Raw genomic sequence first — 18151 nt, forward strand, 5'->3', positions numbered from 1 at the left:
CACAGTCAAGTAAGATAATAACACAAAAAACCGGCCGCTTACAGAAAATTATTCATAAAACCGGTTTCAGTTTTGCAACTTTTTAAAAGCGGGCCAAATCGCCGGAATTCCAGCCACGATCACTTCGCGTTGACGCAAGGCGGGCATGGTCCCGGCTAAATTATGAACTTCTAAGCCTAAGGCGCTGCCGATTGCCCAGCCCGCCGCCGCATCCCAAGGTGATAAGGCGGAAATGTAGCCAATTTGCTGGTTGGTGATCAGACTGATAAACTCTAGCCCGGCACTGCCAATAACGCGAACACCTGAAGTTTGCGCGGCCAATGCCTGCAGTGAGTAGCGGTCATGGGCATACATCAGCGCATTCACGCCTAAGAGCCCTTCTGCCAGCGGTTGCTGGTCTGGTAGTGTGAGCGGTCGCCCATTGAACTGAACGCCAATCTGTGGGCCACCAACGACCAATTCAGACCGCATCACATCGGCGATTGCGCCCACCAGTGGTTGGCCATCGAGAAACACGCCGATCATCGTCGCGAAATTCTGCCGTTGGCGCACGAAATTCATCGTCCCATCAATCGGATCCACGAAGAAAACCAACCCTTGAAGATCGGTAATTTTGTCGCCGAACCCCTCTTCACCGCAAATCTTCGCTTCCGGATAAGCCGCGCGAATCTGCTGAACATAAAATTGTTCGATCTGCCGATCAATATTGGTCACCAAATCGTTTGGTCCTGATTTCGTCGTAACCTGAATCGGTCCCAGCATGCTTTGCCTGATCCGATCACCGGCCAGTGACAGCCAGCTCACTAGATCATATTGGATTTTTAATGGCTCGAAAATCATGCTGCTCCCTCATTTCATCGTAATCGTCTTTTGCCCAGGCGCCGCTTGGTTGACTGCTTGCTGCACCCGATAGATCGAGTAGCCACTGACGGCGTTGAATTCATGATCCAAACGCCGTTGATCCATTTTTGCCGGATAAAAGTGAGTATACTCATGCCAGACATTACGAAATTCAGCGACACTGACTTGATGCTCGTAAGCCGCTTCAACTAAATTATAAAGGTGCATCACCAACAAAATCTCGGCGGTGGACCAGTCTGGATCTAACGGATAACTGTAATTGTGTTCCATATGCGCTCCTAAATCGTCTTTTAGACGTTATCTTCTCATATTCTACTCGTTCTGCCCGGCTTTCGCCACCAAAAAGTCAATTGCCCCTTAAATTCCTGCGGTTTTTCAACAAGACGCCCCACAGAAAAAATCCCTGGTCGTCACAACCAAGGATTTCATTGCTCGCTTAAATATTTGTCGGGAAGCCTTCTGCAACATCAGCTGCATCCATAATCGCTTCACTTAGCGTTGGATGGGGATGGATCGTTAAGGCGATATCAGTGATATTCATGCCGCCTTCAACGGCCAAAGTCAATTCTGAAATCAAGTCACTGGCACCGGAGCCGGCAATCTGAGCGCCCAGTAAAGTCCCGTCCGCCTTGTTGGAAATCAACTTGACGAACCCTTCTGTGGCGTTCAATGAAATCGCGCGCCCATTGGCCATGAATGGGAACTTGTCGGATTTCGCGTCATAACCAGCCGCCTTGGCTTCCTTTAACGTCAAGCCAGTCGAAGCTAACTCAGGATCGGTATAACAAACGGCCGGCATCGCCCGATAATCCACAGCGGCTGGTTTGCCACTGATTGCCTCCGCCGCGACCTTGCCTTCGTAAGACGCCTTATGCGCCAACGCCGCGCCAGCAACGATGTCACCAATCGCGTAAATATTTGGTTTATTCGTCCGGCCTTGATTGTCGACCGGCAATAATCCCCGTTCGCCAACTGTGACCCCAGCTTGTTCGAGACCCATATCATTGGTATTGGGACGACGACCCACGGTGACCATCACATAATCTGCCTTGATCGTTTCAGTTTGGCCGTTGACTTCATATTTGATTTCAACATGATCGTCAAAGTTGGTCGCCGACTGGGCCATCGCCTTAGTGATCACGGTCACGCCGCGTTTCTTGAAGCTATCCAACACCAACTTAACCATATCTTGGTCAAAGTTCGGTAAGATCGATGGTGTGCCTTCCAAGATCGTGACATGGGCGCCAAGATTAGCGTAAGCGCCAGCTAATTCAGAACCGATATAGCCGCCGCCAATAACCACCAATTCCTTCGGAACCTCAGGCAGATTCAGACCACCAGTCGAATCAACGACCCGCTTTTCAAATTTAAAGCCCTTGATTTCAACCGGACGTGAACCGGTCGCGATGATCAGATTTTTAAACGTGTAGGTTTGGGCGCTGTCGGACTTGATTACTCGTAAACTGTGATCGTCTTTCAAAAAGGCGTCACCCTCGATCAAATCGATCTTGTGCTTCTTGAATAACATCCGCACCCCACCGGTCAGCCGCTCCACCACTTGGTGTTGTTTCCAATCTTGGGTCTTCGCGAAATCGATCGTCGCGTCCGTCTTGCTGATCCCAAAAGCGCTAGCGTCACGCGCTTCTTGGAGACGATGGCCCGCGTTGATCAAGGCCTTCGATGGAATACAGCCCACGTTTAGGCAAACGCCACCGACATATTCGCGTTCGATCACGGTCACCTTTTGGCCCAATTCGGCCGCGTGAATCGCCGCTACGTAGCCACCAGGGCCGGCACCGATCACAACTGTTTCTAAATCAATTGCAAAATCACCAACAACCATCTTTAATTATCCCTCCATCAACAGTAATTCTGGATCTGCTAACAACTGTTTCAACTCGTTCAATGCCTTTTGCGCCGTCGCGCCATCGATCAAACGATGATCGAAAGACAAGGACAGCTTCAACATATTGCCGACGACGATTTCACCATCCGCGTTGACGATTGGCTCTTTGGCGATTTTACCAATGCCTAAGATCGCGTCCTCAGGGTAATTGATCACTGGCGTAAACCAACCACCACCTAAAGAACCGATGTTACTGATGGTCATTGAACCGTGCGCCATTTCATCGGGCTTCAACTTACTATCTTGCGCTTTCTGGGCATTTTCAGAAATCTCTTGGGCAATCGTGAAAATACTCTTGCGATCCGCGTCCTTGATGTTCGGCACGTACAAACCGTGTGGTGTATCTGTGGCAATGCCTACATTGAAGTAATGCTTATAAACGATTTCTTGGGTGGCGTCATCCAACGACGCATTGAGAATTGGGAAGTCGCGTAACACGATCACCAACGCTTTGACAACGTATGGTAAGAACGTCAGCTTGATGCCTTTATCAGCAGCCACTTGCTTGAAGCGCTTGCGATGCGCCATCAGCGCGGACACTTCAACTTCGTCAAAATGAGTCACATGCGGCGCAGTATGTTTGCTGGTCACCATGGCTTTGGCGATGGCCTTACGCATTGGCGACATCTTCTCCCGCGTCTCATTAGCAAATGCTGGTAACGGCGTTGGCGCTGGCGTTGCCGCTGGAGCAGCAGTGGCTGGGGTCACGGCCGCTGCGACCGTTGGGGTAGCAGCAGTCGCAGCCGCTACAGGCGCGCCACCAGCGGCCCGGGTCACATCATCTTTCGTGATTCGTCCATGAGCGCCGGTGGCTGTCACCTGAGCCAGATCGACCCCTTGTTCCCGCGCAAACAGCCGCACTGACGGCAAGGCCAAGATTGGTTGGCCAGGCGTGCTCGTCGCGACCGGTGGCACCGCCACTGGTGTCACAGCACTGTTGGTTGGGTTTGCCACTGGCGCCGCAGCCGCGGTTGCGGCAGGGGCCGCCGTGGCGCCACCGGTCGGGTTGGCCTCAGGCGCGTCGATTTCAACGAGCGGTTGACCAACGGTGACTGTTTCGCCTTCGTTAGCAATCAATTGGATCACTTTCCCGGTGACGGGTGAAGGGATTTCTTCGACTGACTTATCGTTTTGAACTTCCAGCAACGTGTCGTCCTCGTTGATCGTTTCACCAGGAGCCACATGCCATTTAACGATTTCGCCTTCCGCGATACCTTCACCCAGCTCAGGCAATTTGAATTGGTAATACCCAGCTGCTGCCGGTGCCGCCGGCGTATTCGGCGCGACCGCGGCTGCTGGAGCGGCAGTTGGCGCCGGCTCTTCACCGGAACCATTAAATTCAATCAGTGGTTCGCCGACCGTGACCGTGTCCCCTTCGTTGGCTAAAATTTTCGTCACTTGACCGTCAGTTGGCGAGGGAATCTCTTCAACCGACTTGTCGTTTTGGACTTCGAGGATGATATCGTCTTCTTTAACTTGATCACCAGGGGCAACATGCCACTTAACGATCTCGCCTTCCGCGATGCCCTCACCTAATTCAGGTAATTTAAAAATATAACTCACGATTATCTGACCTCCAACTTTTCTAGAAATTCACGGTTTTCTTAACTTCGGCAACAATATCACTGGCATTAGGGAGCCACGCCGTCTCGGCCTGGCCAAATGGGAAAGGTGTGTCAGGAGCTGCCACGAAACCGATCGGCGCTTGCAGATTCAAGATCGCCCGTTGGGAAATCTCTGAAATCACTTGATTACCGACGCCAGCCTGGCGCTGTGCTTCTTGAACTACGACAGCCCGCCCTGTTTTTTCAACGGAGGTGATAATCGTCTTCATATCTAATGGCGCGATCGTCCGCAGATCGATCACTTCCACTTCGATATTCTCTTTCGCTAACTCGTCAGCGGCCTTGGCAGCCTCACGCACCATCGCGCCATAAGTCACGATCGTCACATCGCGACCCGGCCGAGTGACATTGGCCTGATCCAATGGCACGGTATACTCGCCATCAGGCACTTCGTCACGGAAAGAGCGATACAATTTCATATGTTCCAAATACATCACTGGATCATTGCTCCGGATCGCGCTGATCAAGAGACCCTTGGCGTCATAGGGATTACTTGGGACCACAACGCGGATCCCTGGGAAAGACGTGATCAAGCCTTCGAAATTATCCGAGTGCATTTCCGGCGTATGGACCCCGCCACCAAACGGCGCGCGGATCGTGATCGGCATTTGCCGCGTATTCCCCATGCGGTAACGCATCCGCGCCATTTGTCCGCCAATTGAATCCATGGTCTCGAGAATGAAACCGAAGAATTGGATTTCAGGAACCGGACGGAAGCCTTCTAAGGCCAAGCCGATGGACAACCCACCGATGCCAGATTCCGCTAAAGGAGTATCAAAAACGCGATCTTCGCCGAATTTTGCTTGCAAGCCTTCCGTGGCCCGGAAGACACCACCGTTTTTACCAACGTCCTCACCGAAAACTAAAACATTATCATCGTTGGCTAATTCGATCGCCATGGCATCGGTGATTGCCTGGATCATTGTTTTTTGGGCCATTTTAGTTTGCCTCCCCCTGTTCGACTTGTTGTAATTGTTCCTGAATGTTTTGAGGTTGGACCTCATACGTATTCTTCAAGAAATCACTGACTTTTTGCTTCGGCGCTTGATCGGCCTCGTCGATTGCGGCCTTGATCTCAGCCTTATACTGATCAACTATTTCGGCTTCCTTCGCTTCACTCCAAAGGCCCTTATCCGTCAAATATTTCCGCATCCGGATCAACGGATCACGACTCAGCCAAAGTTGATCCATTTCCGGCGTCCGATAACGCTTAGGATCATCTCCAGACAAGGTATGCGGCCCATAACGATAAGTCAAAGTCTCGATCAAAACAGGACCATTTCCAGCCACGGCCCATTCCCGTGCTGACGCCATCACTTGGTAAACGGCCAACGCATCCATTCCGTCAACCACAACGCCAGGAATCCCAGCGGCCACGGCTTTTTGCGCTAATGTTTTCGCTGCTGTCTGTTCCGCTCGTGGGACGGAAATCGCGAAACCGTTGTTCTCAATCACAAAGATCGCCGGTGCTTTGAAATGGCCAGCAAAGTTAATGCCTTCATAGAAGTCACCTTGCGACGTCCCACCATCCCCGGTGTAAGCGTAGGCGACTTGCTTGCTGCCACGCTTCTTCAGGCCCAAAGCGACCCCAGCCGCCTGAACATATTGGGCGCCAATAATAATCTGTGGTGGCAAAGCACGAAAGTCGTCCGGATATTCATTACCAGCTTGATGACCCCGGGACCAGAGAAATGCTTTTGCTAACGGTAATCCGTGCAAAACCAGCTCTGGCACGTCACGATAACGCGGCAAAATAAAATCGCCGCGATCCATGGCATACTCGCTGGCCACTTGTGACGCTTCGTGTCCCGCGGTTGGCGCGTAGAACCCTAGACGTCCTTGACGGTTCAAGGCAGTCGAGCGTTGGTCCAACGTCCGCGCGAAAACCATTTTTGATAACAGTTCAACCAACTGTTCATCCGATAATTGGGGATCCAGATCAGGCGCGATGATCTCGCCCGCCTCGTTCAATACCTTGATCTCCGGGAATTCCTGTGCCTCTGTATCAACGATTTTAGCAAAATCGATTTTTCCGTTAACCATTTCTCCGGCCTCACTTTTCTGTAATACAAAAAATAATAAACTGTATTATATTCCAGCATTTGATTTTAAGATAACATGTTCAATTCCAACTTGCAAGCGATTTATCTTAAGATTCCAAAAAAGCGTTATCATTGCCGCTGTCTGTGAAGAGAAGCACAGAAAAACAACCGGCTTCATTTGTGAAGGTTTACACCCACAAGCGCTGCCGACTGCTGTTTTATATCTGTCTTATTTGATTGCTAATTCAGTTCAAGTCGATCCGTAATTTTTCCTTTAAGAAGTCGGATAACATCAAGTACGCCAACACCACTACTGGCAAAAACAGCCAGTATTGGTTCGGTAAGCCGACAAAGCCAAAGGTGTGTTGCAATGGACCGAAGACCACGAGAAAGCCCATCAGAATCGCCGCAATCGTCGCGACAATCACTGGTTTGCCCGCTTTACTCTTGAAGAAGGGCACTTGGGTCGTCCGATAAACGAAGATGATCAGGCTTTGGGTCGTCAGCCCGACTAGGAACCAGCCCGTTTGGAACAGGCCGGCTTGCGCCACGGTATTGGCCTGGAGCGAAAACCACATGAAGGCGAAAGTAATCAGATCAAAAATCGAACTGACCGGGCCGAAAATCAAAGCGAAACGCAATAATCCTTGAGTGCGCCATGGCGTTGGTGCCCGCAAAGAATCATCATCAACGTGATCCCAAGGTAAGGACATTTGCGCCAGATCATAAATCAAGTTTTGGACCAGGATCTGTAGTGACAGCATTGGCAGAAATGGTAAGAAGATACTCGCCAACAAAACACTAAGCGCATTACCGAAATTGGATGCGATCGTCATCCGAATATACTTCATCGTATTCCGATAAACGGTTCGCCCTTCAATGATGCCGTCTTCCAGCACTAGTAGACTCTTTTCTAGCAAGATGACTTGGCTAGCTTCCTTGGTCACATCAGCGGCGTTATCCACCGAAATACCGACGTCCGCCTGCCGCAGCGCCGGAGCGTCATTGATGCCATCACCCATGAAGGCCACAGTGTGTTTCTCCTGCAATACCTTGATGATCCGCGCTTTCTGGACCGGATTCAATTTGACGAACAAGTCGTGTTCCTCCACGACCGCCGCCAATTCCGACTCGCTGAGATCAACCAGTGCCTGACCTTCCAGATAGCTGGTATCGCGAATCCCCACTTTGCCCGCCACATGTTGCGTGATCGCGCCATTGTCCCCAGTGAGAATCTTAACGGTGACCCCATGGGCTTGCAAAAGTTGGATTGCTTGTTTAGCAGTCGCTTTCTCCGGGTCAAGAAAGCCCATTAATCCAGCGAAAACCATATGCTTCTCGTCGCTGATTTGGTAGGTGGCCTGTTCATGAACATCCAGGCGATAAGCGATGCCTAAAATCCGCATGCCTTCCTCATTCAACTGCCGATTCAAATTCACCATTTTCGCCTGAATCGCCGGCGTTAACGGTTGCACTTGACCGTCCCACTCAACCTGATCGCTGATCTTCATGATTTCTTCGAAGGCGCCTTTCGTGACCATCCACTGGTGCTGATCATTCTTGACGACAACGGTGAGTCGCCGCCGATTGAAGTCGAAGGGAATCTCATCGACCTTCTGCAATTCCGCCGGGAAATCGGTCATTAAGGTCGCGTGCTTGGTCGCTTGACCATAGTCGATCACCGCTTGATCCAGCAAATTGCGCCAGCCCGTTTGATAGTAGGAATTCATGTAGGCGTACTGTAACACCCGCGCGTCACTGTTACCTTGAGGATCCAAATGGGACATCAAGGTGATTTGATCTTGCGTCAAGGTGCCGGTCTTATCAGTGCAGAGCACGTCCACGGCGCCCAGGTTCTGGACCGCCCGCAATTCTTTGACGATAACTTTCTTCTTCGCTAACGTCGTCGCCCCTTTGGCTAAATTACTGTTGACCACCATCGGCAACATTTCCGGCGTCAAGCCGACAGCCACGGCCACCGCAAAGAAGAACGCCTGGGTCCAATCACCTTTCGTCAGCGCGTTGATCAAGAATACGATCGGCACTAAAATAATCATCATCACGATCAAAAGCCGCGAAATCCGCCGCAAGCCGCGATCAAATTGGGTCGCGCCCCGCTTTTGCGTGGCTAATTTGGCCAGATCACCAAACAAGGTGTGACTGCCGGTCTGAAGAATGACCGCTTGCCCGCTACCACTGAGCACATCCGTCCCCATAAAAACCAAATTATTGCGGTCAAAAACTTGATTATCGCTGGCCTCATCTGAAGACAACGGCTGCTGGCCCTCCGCGAATTTCTCAACGGGCATCGCCTCGCCGGTGATTGAGGATTGATTCAAAAACAGATCTTTCGTCTTCAATAGATAAGCATCGGCCGGGATCAAGTCACCCGTGCGTAATTCAATGATATCGCCGGGAACCACCGAGGTCATAGGTCGTTCACTGGTCAAATTCTGCCGGGTGATGGCACAGGTATTTTCAATCATTTTTTGTAACGCGGCGCTGGCCTTTTGCGACCGTAATTCTTGAACGAAGCGTAAAACAACGGACAAGAGGATCATCATGGTCATCACGATCGCGCCATCGTAATCCGCCGTTAAGGTTGATAAGATCGCCAGAAAAATCAAGACGATCACAAAGGGGTCTAGAAAAGCTTGACCCAATAATTTCAATTTACTATTTTTCTCACGGGTAATGACCTGATTCAGGCCATACTTTTCAATGCGAGCCACGGCTTCAGCGCTGGTCAACCCCGTGGTTCGGGTGGCTAAGGACGCTAAGACGCTGGCAGCGGATTGTTGGCTAGTCTTGATCAGGGCCGCGGCTTTATTGTGAGCGATCGCGGTCTTCTTATTTGTAAATAACATCGGTGGTTACCTCCAGGTTCTGTTTCTTCATTTTCTATCTGAGCTTGATTTGCTTGCGGACCAGCTGACACGCGATCACCTCCAATTAATAACCTGCTGCCACCATGCCGGGATCAAAAAAGGCACACTCGTCAGTGAGTGTGCCAATTCTAGCAGGATCACTGTCGAGTTTTAGCACTATACAACGTAGAATCAAATTCAGCTACATTAGAAAAAGCCTTGAAGGCAATTCCAGCTGACTCATGGGCATCTCTCGATGTTTCTGAGCAGTAGCGTGTGTTTGTATAGGAGCCTCACCTAACAGGTGTTTATTCAGATTTCTCTCACTTCTAATGATAACGACTTTTCCGACAATTGCAACCAATCGCCATCACTTTTTTTCAAAGAAGCCACGCAAAAGGTTGATTTAGCAACAGTTAACCTTAACTAATTTTTTTGTTTGCTCTGATGAATTTTTGCCGTTTGCACAGCCTTGTCTTAACCTTGGCCGCTTCGATGGTGTCGCGGCAACTTCTGGACGTCCCCTTCACCGGCGGCAATAATATCGTGGCCAACGATCAACGCTAGTTACCCGCAAAAAAGCTGCGGCCAGAAAGTTGTGTTCAGCCAAATTCGACTAATTTCAGCAGTTTTCCGATCAGTGCCTTTAATTGTGCGGTTATTTTTGATAAACTAGACTCATTGTGAAACTTATTAGAGTGGAGGAACGATTTTGATTTTAATGAATGATATCGTGCGCGATGGCGATCCTGTTCTTCGCCAAGTCGGCGCGAAAGTCGCATTTCCCTTAAGCGACGAAGATCGCCAGTTGGCCACAGAAATGATGGCCTATCTGGAAAATAGTCAAGACCCTAAGCTGGCTGAGAAATATGGGCTGCGTCCTGGCGTTGGTTTAGCGGCGCCGCAAGTTGGTGTTTCTAAGATGATGGCGGCAGTCTTGGTGCCGGGCCCTGAGGATGATCCCACACCATTGTTCAAAGAAGTGATCATCAATCCAGTGATCGTCAGTCACTCGGTCCAACCGGCGGCGTTATCAGAAGGCGAAGGCTGCCTGTCCGTTGACAAGGACATTGACGGTTATGTGGTCCGCCACGATCGGATCACCATGCGTTACCAGGACACCTCTGGTCAAACGCACAAGATTCGACTACGCGACTACCCAGCGATCGTTTGTCAACATGAGATCGACCATCTGAATGGTCATCTCTACTACGACTTGATCAACACCAAGACGCCTTTCCAACTAGCCGACGACAGTACTGTCCTGATCGACTAACACCCCAACGCGTCTATTTCGCGGCCAAAGTCTCATTTGATTGTTGGCTTCGTCGCTGATTTTTTAGGTTGGGCCGACTGCGCGCTTTCCGTGGGTGAGCTGGCCGGTTTCCAAGGCGCGGTTTGCGCTGCGACTAATTGATCAGCCGTCTTGATTCGGCCCATATCATGCATATAACGGATCGTCGCCTGATTGGCTAAATAAGCCACGTCGAAATGAAAAGTTTGTTTTAGTTGCCAGCATTCTGTCACATGGACAGGGGCTGGCAATTTTAGAATCTCATTCAATAAGGCGGTCAGTTCGGCGGCGGTCAACGGCAAAGTATGCGGTGCTTTGATCTGCACGGTATACTCGAACAAGAGCACATCGCGATGCCAAATCGAAACAGGCACGGCGCTGGTCAAACTAGCGAAGTCGATAAAAGGGTATTTCCCTTGCCATTTAACAAGTGTTTGGCGCAATTGTGCATCGAGAAATTGCTGCTGCCGCCGTTGTTGGCGAATCAGCCAGTAATGATGACCGCTGATGCCGAGAATGGTGATAACCAACAGACCAAGAATCACACTGAGAAAGATTTGCATGGCGCGTCGCCTCCTTTTGCCCTCAGTATACCCTATTCTCGCAGGAAAAAGGTCGAAGGTGCTCAATGCTGCACACCGATCGGGGGGATAAATTTTCCCCGTGGAAGACTGTTTCCTCAACCGTTTCGGTATACAACGACCGGAAATTATGATAATATCAAAATAACTGTGAGTCAGGCAGTTGGTTTTGCGTCGCCTTTTTTGGCACGTGAAACCGACTTGTTTGGCTGACCAAACGTTCGGAAATAAATGCTAATAATAAGGAGTTCTTAATTTGATTTATAAAGTATTATATCAACCCACCGAAATTCGCAACCCACAACGGGAGTTAACGCAAGCCCTCTACCTCGAGGCCAATTCAAGCGTTGCCGCTCGCGCCTTGGTTGAACAGAATACCGAGTACAACGTTGAATCGATCCAAGAATTAACGGGAAATTTCTTGGAATACGAGCAAAAGAGTCCTAACTTTAAGCTCACGGAGTTTAACTAATGGTTAAAAAGTTAAAAATCCAAAATAACGAAACCGCGGTTTACGCCATTGGTGGTCTCGGCGAAATTGGCAAGAATATGTACGGCGTCCAATTTCAAGACGAGATCATTGTGATCGACGCCGGGATCAAGTTTCCTGAGGATGACCTATTAGGGATCGACTATGTCATTTCGGATTATAGTTACATCGCCGAAAATATTGATAAAGTTAAAGCCTTAGTGATCACCCACGGTCACGAAGACCATATTGGCGGGATCCCATTCCTGCTGAAACAAATCCCCAGCATTCCCATTTACGCTGGCCCCCTGGCCTTAGCGCTGATCAAGGGTAAGCTGGAAGAACATGGTTTGTTGAGCACGACTGAACTGCATCAGATCGATGAGGACACGGTCCTGAAGTTCCCGAAGGTCAGTGTGACCTTCTTCCGGACCACCCACTCGATTCCTGATACGCTTGGTGTGGCGGTGCATACACCTCAAGGGGTGGTGGTGGAAACAGGTGACTTTAAGTTTGACTTGACCCCTGTTGGCGATCAGCCTGCCCCCAACCTGCAACGGATGGCCCGTTTAGGAGAAGAAGGCGTCCTGTTACTGATGTCTGATTCGACCAACGCTGAAATTCCGAACTTTACCAAATCTGAACGTTTTGTCGGAAATTCAATTCGCCATATCTTTGAAGGCATTGAGGGTCGGATCATCTTCGCCTCCTTCGCGTCGAATATTTCTCGGGTGGCTCAAGCCATTGCAGCGGCGATCGAACACGATCGTAAAGTTGCGGTCTTCGGTCGGAGTATGGAAACCGCGATCGTCAATGGTCAAGAGTTAGGCTATTTAAAGATTCCCGATGGCGTGCTCGTCGACGCCCACGAAATCAATCGCCTACCTGCGAACAAGGTCATGATTCTTTGTACAGGCTCCCAGGGTGAACCCATGGCCGCCCTTAGTCGAATCGCCAATGGGACCCACCGCCAGATCTCAATCAATCCTGGCGATACCGTGATTTTCTCCAGTAATCCGATTCCCGGCAACACCATCAGCGTTAACCATCTGATCAACCAATTGTCAGAAGCCGGCGCTGACGTGATCCACGGCAAAGTCAACAACATCCATACTTCAGGTCACGGTGGCCAAGAAGAACAAAAACTGATGTTGCGCCTGATGAAACCGAAATTCTTTATGCCGATCCACGGTGAATACCGGATGTTGAAGATCCATACTGAATTAGCGGAACTTTGCGGCGTACCGTTGGATCATAGCTATATTCTTGAAAACGGTGATGTTTTAGCGCTGACCGACAAACGAGCTCGGTTGGCGGGACACTTCCCGGCTGATGACGTTTATGTTGATGGCTCCGGGATCGGTGATATTGGCAATGTGGTGCTCCACGACCGACGCCTGCTCTCCGAAGAAGGCTTGGTGGTTGTCGTGGCCACGATCGACTATAAGAAGAAATTGGTCTTAGCAGGGCCAGATATTCTTTCACGCGGCTTCGTTTACATGCGTGAATCTGGTTCCTTGATCGAAGCGGCCCAGAAACGCATCTACAATCTGATCCGCAAAATGTTCGCTGACGAAGACAAGGTCACTGAGGCAATGCTACGCGATGCCATTATCGACGCCTTGCAGGAATTCCTCTTTACCCGAACCGAACGGCATCCAATGATTTTACCGATGCTGATCAGCACGAATTAAACTGAATTATTTTTCACTGGTGTGGCAAAAAAGTGACCCTCACTTTTTTGCCACACTTCATTTTTTGCTTGAATTGACAGGCTTTAGACAATGTCGCTCCACTGCCGATTCAATCGTTACTTGGGAGGAATTCATTAATGAAATATGTGGTCATTATCAACCCCAAGGCCGGTAGTGGCGCCGCCGCCAAAGTCTGGCCGCAACTTGCCGCCAGCATGACCGCGGCGAAGGTTGACTATGAACCGATTTTTACCGAATATTCTGGTCACGGTGTCTTGTTAGGCGAACAATTGGGCCAAAAGGCGTTGGCGCTTGAAGCCGCCGCTACCAGCGCGGGCCAAGCGCTGCGTGAGCCCGTGTTTACCATCCTGATCGTTGGCGGTGATGGCACCGTCAATCACGTGCTCAACGGTCTCCACCACCCAATGCGCCCGCATTTTCAGATTCCCATCGCCTATTTCCCCGCTGGCTCAGGCAACGATTTCGCCCGTAGTCTGCATTTGCCCCGGAAAGTCGATCAATTTATCCAACGTTTGCAGCAAATCAGCACGCCGACGCCACTGAATGTGTTCGCGCTGGCCTTGCAGAACAGCGCCGCAGAGCCTAGCCAGCCCTATTACCTGATCAACAATTTCGGCATGGGCTTTGACGCCCATGTGGTCCACCTCACCGAACACTCCCCGTGGAAAAGCAAATTGAATCGTTGGCACCTGGGTAACCTGGCATACGTGATCAATTTGATTTCGGTGCTCAAACACCAACAGCCCTATGCCTTGGATCTTGAGCTTGGCGCCGATCATTTCCATTTCGAGCAGGCCTATCTCAGTACTTTGACTAACATTGCCTATTTCGGTGGTGGGGTTCCAATCGTACCCGCCGCCGATCCCCATATTCAAGAGTTGAATTTGATTATTCTGGAAAAGCCGAGTTTGCCGAAGTTCATTTGGCTCTTCATTCTGATGCTGACCAATGGGAAACATTTGAATAGTCCCGCGGTCCACCTCTTTCGGGGGCAAACCCTCAAACTCCACATTGCACCAGCTCAATTCGGTCAAATGGACGGCGAAGACATGGGCGCACATGAATTTCATTTGACCGCTCACAATCAACAATACCCCTTCTGGATCTGATTTCTCACACTGCGCAGCGGGATCAACCACAACATCATGTGGCTGATCCCGCTTTTTGTCTGGGGTTCTAAGGGTTCGTTCTGCCTCGATTACGCTGCGGCCCACGGTACCGATTTTTTCTTGGCGGGAATTCGCCACAAAGGGTGGGGCCCACCAGCGAAAATCGATGGACAAGTTTACTTAGCATTCCTAAAATAGGCCTTGTTCTTAAATCAAAAGCAAAGGAAGCATTGGTAACATGGACAAGAAAAAATTATTGCAGGTGGCGCAAGCGGAGCAACGGGATGAGGGGCGTCTTGGTCGAATCACCCAACTCAGCCTCGTCCATTATCTGATGTTAATGATTGCCTGGTTGATCATTTTTGTGATTCGGATTTTAGCCAAACAACCGACGACGGACCTGTTCTTCATGATTCTCGTCGCGGGACTGGGACACGAAGTCTTCAGTTGGCAACAGCAGAAATCTTGGTGGTCCGCCCTCTTTCTCTTAGTTTTGCTGGTGGCGGTGGTGACGACAGGCTGGTCCCTGGTCGCGCCGCTGCTGTTTCGTTGAGCCATGAGCAGACCGAAATTACACCTACAAAATCGTTTGAAGCAAGCGCGGGGCGCCGCGGGCTTGACCCAGAGCGCCTTGGCAAAGTTGGTCGGCGTCTCGCGCCAAACCATCAGCAATATCGAAACCAATCAATTCGTACCCTCAGCGCGGCTGGCCCTGTTGCTGTGCTTGGCCTTAAATCAGGACTTCGCCGATCTGTTCTACTTTGACGATCCAGAACAAGTCCAGCGCGACCGCTAATTGTGCCCTGATCTTACCCACAGAGCAGCTGGCTGGCTGAATTGCTCAGAACAAAAAATGTCGGAAAAGTTTCTGTTTTCCGACATTTTCTTTAATTTAATGATCTGTTTACGGGTTTGTATATTGAAACTGGTAACTGTTGGGCTTGCGCGCTCGGTTGAAACTTAAGGCGGCTGGTGCCTAACAGTTCTCTGGGCGTAACGTCGCCATGCCAATCAAGGGATCGATGGTATTGGCCGCAATCAACTGGGGCGTTAAAATAAACGTTTTTTTGTCAGTTGGTGGGGTCGGCGCTGACTCCGCGACAACTGCGTGCTCCTGTTGGCTAACCATGGCAGCGCTAGGTTCCAGCGGCCTTGCCTCAGCGGTCGACATGGCCGCTGGCGCCGCCGCGCTAGCGGGCGTCACTTTCGCCGAACTCGCGGGCGTTGAGGCCGTTGTGGTGGCGGTCTGATAGCTGGCGTCCGTTTCCGCCACGGTTGGCTTCAGTAAAGTATGACCTGTCTGGAACATCGCCTTGATCCGTGGAGCCAATGTTGTTTGACGCTCACTGCCTTGATTACGGATTGCTTGAACAAAGGCTGCGGGATCGCCGACCATGACCAATTTGTTCTTTGACCGCGTCACCGCTGTATACAACAATTTCCGCTGTAACATCATGCGATTATTCATTGTTAGCGGCAAGACCACCAGCTGATACTCACTACCTTGCGACTTATGGATCGAAATGCAATAAGCCAAGCTCAGATTATGCCAAGATGATTGCGGGATCTCAACTTCCAATCCAGAAAAATCAATGATCAACTTGGCCTCAGCTTCATCTTCACCTTTAGCGGGGCGAATGCCAGTAATTTGGCCAATATCACCATTATAAATCCCCAACTGGCCTTCATTTTGCAACTGAATGACTTTATCGCCAATGCGGAAAACCCCATTATTGACCACGACTTCTTTTGTTCGCGCGGTCTTTTTGGGATTGACCAAGGCTTGGACCGCCACGTTGATCTGATCGATCCCGCCATCATAGCGGTACATTGGCGCCAAGACCTGCGTCTCGTTCAGGCTGAATTGCCGCCGCAACGACTTTTGCATGACTTGCTCAACCACATGGGCAACTTGTCCCGGGGCACACTGGATGAACGTGCGATCTGGCAAGCTCGCGGTCAGATCCGCTGGTACCTCGCCATCGCGGATCGACCGCGCCAAATTGATGATCGTCGAGTCGTCTGACTGACGATAGATCGCCGTCAACGCCGTAACCGGTAGACACTTGCTGGCGATCAAGTCCGCAAAGACCCGCCCTGGCCCCACTGAGGGAAGCTGGTCTTGGTCCCCCACCAACAAAACCTGCATCCCCTTAGGAATGGCCTGCACCAAGGTTTGAAAAAGTCGCTGATCAACCATCGACATCTCATCGACGATCAAAAGTTGCCCCTGCAAATCGTTCCCGGTCATTTCGCTGAACTGATCGTCATTTGGCGCCAGTCCCAGTAAACTATGCAGGGTTCGCGCTGGCAACTGGGTCATTTCATTCAGTCGTTTCGCCGCGCGCCCAGTTGGCGCCGCTAACTTGATTGGCGCCTCGTCTTGATCCTCGTCATTTTTGGTTTGTTTGAGTTTAAAGTCATTTTTCTCCGCGAACAGGTGAACCACCGCTAAGAGAATCGTGGTTTTCCCGGTGCCAGGCCCCCCTGTCAAGACTGAAAGGGGTTGATCCAAGCCGGCGCGGATCGCCTTGATCTGCTGAGAATCATACGTGACGCGATACCGTTTCTCCAACCGCTGCAGCGCTGTTTCGAACGAGTGATCATCCCAGGCCTTGACTTTGGCTGCCTGCAGACGGTGCAATTCTTGGGCAATCTTGACCTCACTCAAATAAGTCGCCCCTAAATAAAGCCGCTGCTGTTCCACCACGATCAAGCCTTCACTGGCCAAGGTCACCAACTCGTCAGCGATCTGAGCATCGGTAGGCACTTGCCGGCGGGCGGGCCGCAACAAAGCCAAGGCCCCTTCCAGCGCCGCTTGCGCCGTCACGAAAGCATCGCCAGTTTCCAGCAAATTGCTGCGCATGAATTGGATCACCGCGCCTTGGATCCGCACCGGCGCATCGAAATCGATCGCCAGATTCTGGGCCAGTTGATCGACCCGCTTGAAGCCGATCTGGGGAACTTTCAAGGCCAGTTGATAGGGGTTTTCCCGTAAAATGTCCAAGGTTTGCCCACCGAAATTCTTCATTGCTTGACTGATCATCCAAGGCGTCAAACCCAACTGGGTCAGTGACAAAATCATTTTCTCAGTGCCATAAGATTCCCGTAACTGGTCTAAAATCGTGGTGACTTGTTTGGTCTTCAAGCCGATCGTCGTCAACTGTTCGGGATCCGCCATAATCTCATCGATCGCGTCCACACCAAAATGAGCGACGATTTTCTGCGCCGCGACTTTGCCTACCCCAGGAAAGCGATCCCCAGAGAAATATTGAACCAAACTATCGGAAGTCGAAGGCGCCAAATGTTGCGCGCTAGTGACTTGGACCTGCGTGCCATATTTATTATGGACCACCAGCTTACCCTTGAATTCATAAAGTTGATCCAAGTCCAGTTCCCCAAAATCACCTTTGACCGTGATCGTTGGTTCCGGCCATGAAAAGTCGGCCTCTTTGATTTTTACGATGACGATTTTAAAGTAACTTTTCGGATCTTCAAAACGAATATCCTGAACTGAGCCAGTCAAAGTCACTGGTTGATTGATCATTGACACGCCCATAGCACCTCCACGACGAAAAATATTAGCGCTGCCTTTGTTTGCTGCTGAAGCTGTTGCTTGCCACGCTTGTTACTACTGCACCTGTTGCCAATAAAACTGTTGTTACCGCGCCGGTTACGTCAC

At 50.6% G+C, this 18151-nt stretch carries 15 protein-coding genes and 1 riboswitch; of the genes, 6 read left to right on the plus strand and 9 right to left on the minus strand.

Annotated elements, in window-relative coordinates; genetic code table 11:
- Positions 1–66: 66 nt before the first annotated feature.
- From ACYVSB_RS03185 to mgtA, 7 genes are all read right to left on the minus strand, one after another.
- Positions 67–840, minus strand: coding sequence for an inositol monophosphatase family protein (locus tag ACYVSB_RS03185; RefSeq protein WP_461218393.1), 774 nt, complete (start codon positions 838–840; stop codon positions 67–69).
- 9 nt (positions 841–849) lie between these two features.
- On the minus strand, positions 850–1131 hold the full coding sequence (locus ACYVSB_RS03190; protein WP_125601693.1) for a UPF0223 family protein: 282 nt from the start codon (positions 1129–1131) through the stop codon (positions 850–852).
- A gap of 166 nt (positions 1132–1297) precedes the next feature.
- Positions 1298–2704: a dihydrolipoyl dehydrogenase gene (lpdA, locus tag ACYVSB_RS03195; RefSeq protein ID WP_461218394.1), complete on the minus strand. Its 1407-nt coding sequence runs from the start codon at positions 2702–2704 to the stop codon at positions 1298–1300.
- A gap of 6 nt (positions 2705–2710) precedes the next feature.
- Positions 2711–4330 (minus strand): dihydrolipoyllysine-residue acetyltransferase, encoded by a 1620-nt coding sequence (locus ACYVSB_RS03200; protein WP_461218395.1) that lies wholly within the window; start codon positions 4328–4330, stop codon positions 2711–2713.
- Between the two features lie 22 nt (positions 4331–4352).
- A complete protein-coding gene (locus ACYVSB_RS03205) occupies positions 4353–5330 on the minus strand; it encodes an alpha-ketoacid dehydrogenase subunit beta (protein ID WP_461218396.1) in 978 nt (325 codons plus the stop codon).
- Position 5331: 1 nt separating this feature from the next.
- Positions 5332–6435 (minus strand): pyruvate dehydrogenase (acetyl-transferring) E1 component subunit alpha, encoded by a 1104-nt coding sequence (gene pdhA, locus ACYVSB_RS03210; protein ID WP_461218397.1) that lies wholly within the window; start codon positions 6433–6435, stop codon positions 5332–5334.
- Between the two features lie 244 nt (positions 6436–6679).
- On the minus strand, positions 6680–9301 hold the full coding sequence (mgtA, locus tag ACYVSB_RS03215; RefSeq protein ID WP_461218398.1) for a magnesium-translocating P-type ATPase: 2622 nt from the start codon (positions 9299–9301) through the stop codon (positions 6680–6682).
- Between the two features lie 153 nt (positions 9302–9454).
- A riboswitch (M-box (ykoK) riboswitch) is annotated at positions 9455–9613 on the minus strand.
- Positions 9614–10013: 400 nt separating this feature from the next.
- Here mgtA and def point away from each other — a divergent pair.
- Positions 10014–10577 (plus strand): peptide deformylase, encoded by a 564-nt coding sequence (def, locus tag ACYVSB_RS03220; RefSeq protein WP_461218399.1) that lies wholly within the window; start codon positions 10014–10016, stop codon positions 10575–10577.
- Between the two features lie 32 nt (positions 10578–10609).
- Here def and ACYVSB_RS03225 read toward each other — a convergent pair whose 3' ends face one another.
- Positions 10610–11158, minus strand: coding sequence for a hypothetical protein (locus ACYVSB_RS03225; RefSeq protein ID WP_461218400.1), 549 nt, complete (start codon positions 11156–11158; stop codon positions 10610–10612).
- Positions 11159–11432: 274 nt separating this feature from the next.
- Here ACYVSB_RS03225 and ACYVSB_RS03230 point away from each other — a divergent pair, with 274 nt between their 5' ends.
- The 5 genes from ACYVSB_RS03230 to ACYVSB_RS03250 all read left to right on the plus strand — a co-directional run bounded on the left by ACYVSB_RS03230 (position 11433) and on the right by ACYVSB_RS03250 (position 15265).
- On the plus strand, positions 11433–11648 hold the full coding sequence (locus ACYVSB_RS03230; protein ID WP_125602148.1) for a DNA-directed RNA polymerase subunit epsilon: 216 nt from the start codon (positions 11433–11435) through the stop codon (positions 11646–11648).
- Positions 11648–13339, plus strand: coding sequence for a ribonuclease J1 (gene rnjA, locus ACYVSB_RS03235; protein WP_461218401.1), 1692 nt, complete (start codon positions 11648–11650; stop codon positions 13337–13339). Before ACYVSB_RS03230 ends, rnjA begins: the two co-directional genes overlap by 1 nt.
- Positions 13340–13476: 137 nt before the next feature.
- Positions 13477–14469 carry a diacylglycerol/lipid kinase family protein gene (locus ACYVSB_RS03240; protein WP_461218402.1) on the plus strand — a complete coding sequence of 331 codons (993 nt, stop codon included), beginning with the start codon at positions 13477–13479 and terminating at the stop codon, positions 14467–14469.
- A gap of 238 nt (positions 14470–14707) precedes the next feature.
- A complete protein-coding gene (locus tag ACYVSB_RS03245) occupies positions 14708–15022 on the plus strand; it encodes a DUF6442 family protein (protein WP_461218403.1) in 315 nt (104 codons plus the stop codon).
- A 3-nt stretch (positions 15023–15025) separates the two neighbouring features.
- The gene (locus tag ACYVSB_RS03250) at positions 15026–15265 is read left to right on the plus strand and encodes a helix-turn-helix transcriptional regulator (RefSeq protein WP_461218404.1); all 240 of its coding nucleotides are present in this window, start codon (positions 15026–15028) and stop codon (positions 15263–15265) included.
- Positions 15266–15445: 180 nt separating this feature from the next.
- Here the strand turns inward: ACYVSB_RS03250 and recD2 are convergent, their stop codons facing one another.
- On the minus strand, positions 15446–18016 hold the full coding sequence (gene recD2 / locus ACYVSB_RS03255; RefSeq protein ID WP_461218500.1) for an SF1B family DNA helicase RecD2: 2571 nt from the start codon (positions 18014–18016) through the stop codon (positions 15446–15448).
- Positions 18017–18151 lie beyond the last annotated feature (135 nt).

Source organism: Lapidilactobacillus salsurivasis (assembly GCF_054785215.1).

Excerpts from the sequence above, each read along its gene's own strand:
- ACYVSB_RS03185 (WP_461218393.1), bottom strand. The coding sequence starts at position 840 with ATGATTTTCGAGCCATTAAAAATCCAATATGATCTAGTGAGCTGGCTG.
- ACYVSB_RS03190 (WP_125601693.1), bottom strand. The coding sequence starts at position 1,131 with ATGGAACACAATTACAGTTATCCGTTAGATCCAGACTGGTCCACCGCC.
- lpdA (WP_461218394.1), bottom strand. The coding sequence starts at position 2,704 with ATGGTTGTTGGTGATTTTGCAATTGATTTAGAAACAGTTGTGATCGGT.
- ACYVSB_RS03205 (WP_461218396.1), bottom strand. The coding sequence starts at position 5,330 with ATGGCCCAAAAAACAATGATCCAGGCAATCACCGATGCCATGGCGATC.
- pdhA (WP_461218397.1), bottom strand. The coding sequence starts at position 6,435 with ATGGTTAACGGAAAAATCGATTTTGCTAAAATCGTTGATACAGAGGCA.
- mgtA (WP_461218398.1), bottom strand. The coding sequence starts at position 9,301 with ATGTTATTTACAAATAAGAAGACCGCGATCGCTCACAATAAAGCCGCG.
- ACYVSB_RS03225 (WP_461218400.1), bottom strand. The coding sequence starts at position 11,158 with ATGCAAATCTTTCTCAGTGTGATTCTTGGTCTGTTGGTTATCACCATT.
- rnjA (WP_461218401.1), top strand. The coding sequence starts at position 11,648 with ATGGTTAAAAAGTTAAAAATCCAAAATAACGAAACCGCGGTTTACGCC.
- ACYVSB_RS03240 (WP_461218402.1), top strand. The coding sequence starts at position 13,477 with ATGAAATATGTGGTCATTATCAACCCCAAGGCCGGTAGTGGCGCCGCC.
- ACYVSB_RS03245 (WP_461218403.1), top strand. The coding sequence starts at position 14,708 with ATGGACAAGAAAAAATTATTGCAGGTGGCGCAAGCGGAGCAACGGGAT.
- ACYVSB_RS03250 (WP_461218404.1), top strand. The coding sequence starts at position 15,026 with ATGAGCAGACCGAAATTACACCTACAAAATCGTTTGAAGCAAGCGCGG.
- recD2 (WP_461218500.1), bottom strand. The coding sequence starts at position 18,016 with ATGATCAATCAACCAGTGACTTTGACTGGCTCAGTTCAGGATATTCGT.